1 protein-coding gene is annotated in these 1234 nt (G+C 41.7%); it reads left to right on the top strand.

From position 1 onward, the window contains the following. Positions 1–65 precede the first annotated feature (65 nt). Positions 66–1216, top strand: a protein-coding gene (locus JMA39_RS21100; protein ID WP_202723845.1) for an IS3 family transposase whose coding sequence is annotated in 2 segments (ribosomal slippage) — positions 66–303 and positions 303–1216 — 1152 coding nt in all. Because the reading frame shifts where the segments join, the coding sequence is not laid out codon by codon here. Positions 1217–1234 lie beyond the last annotated feature (18 nt).

Raw genomic sequence — 1234 nt, 5'->3', positions numbered from 1 at the left:
TGGTAAGCCCCTAGAACAGTAGACACTTCATAGAGTTATACTTAACCAAAAATATGAGGTGTTACATGCGCGGAAAACGATATCCAGATGAGTTCAAAATAGAAGCTGTTAAACAAGTCACTGAGCGTGGTTATAAAATCGCAGATGTTGCTGATAGATTAGGCGTCACTTCCAAAAGTTTGCACAACTGGATTAATAAGTTTGATAAGCCAGAAAAGCAACACATAACCATTGATAATCAACAAGACGAAATACGTAAACTCAAGGCTGAGCTTCGCCGCGTAACCGAAGAGCGAAATATCCTAAAGGAGGCCGCCGTGTACTTTGCAAGCGAGTCAAAGAAAAGTACACGTTCATAAAGTCTAGGCTCAAGCACTACCCGGTAAAAATCCTATGCGAAATACTTGGCGTTCACCGCAGCGGTTTCTATGCCTGGCTTAAGGAGCCTCTTAGTCGCAGAGCTACTGAAGATAAGCGATTACTAGGTAAAATTAAACAGTATTGGCTAGAAAGTGGTTGTGTGTATGGCTACCGAAATATCACTTTAGACCTTAAAGATGATGGTGAGGCCGTTGGCAAAAATCGTGTATATCGGATCATGAGAACAGCTGATATTAAGGCTGTACGTGGCTATAAGCGCAATCCAAGCTTTGGAGGTGGGAATGTTAGCCATACTGCACCAAATACGTTAAATCGTGGCTTTGATGTCGCAGAACCCAACAAGGTTTGGGTGACCGACTTTACCTATATCCGTACTCATGAGGGCTGGCTATATTTAACAGTTGTTATTGACCTCTTCTCTCGTCAGGTCGTGGGCTGGACAATGAAAAACACACCTAAAGCTGACTTAGTAATTGATGCGCTATTAATGGCCATTTGGCGACGTTCACCGAAAGGTAAGGTTTTGATACATTCCGACCAAGGAGTGCAATATACCTGTTCTGATTGGCGGAGCTTTTTAAAGGAGCAGAATTTAGAAGCCAGTATGAGTCGACGAGGTAACTGTCATGATAATGCTGTCGCCGAAAGCTTTTTCTCGTTGCTGAAGAAAGATAGAGTTAAGAGAAAAATCTATAAAAACAGAGACGAAGCTCGCTCAGAAATATTTAACTATATCGAATATTTCTATAATCCTGTGCGTCGTCATGGTAGTAATAATGGACTGTCTCCAGTGCAGTTCGAAAAACAGTACTTTGAGAAACAGTTAAGTGTCTAAGAAATTAGGGGCTTACCA

It is taken from the genome of Shewanella schlegeliana (genome assembly GCF_016765635.1).
GTDB classification, from domain to species: domain Bacteria; phylum Pseudomonadota; class Gammaproteobacteria; order Enterobacterales; family Shewanellaceae; genus Shewanella; species Shewanella schlegeliana.
This window is presented reverse-complemented; position numbering and strand designations above follow the sequence as displayed.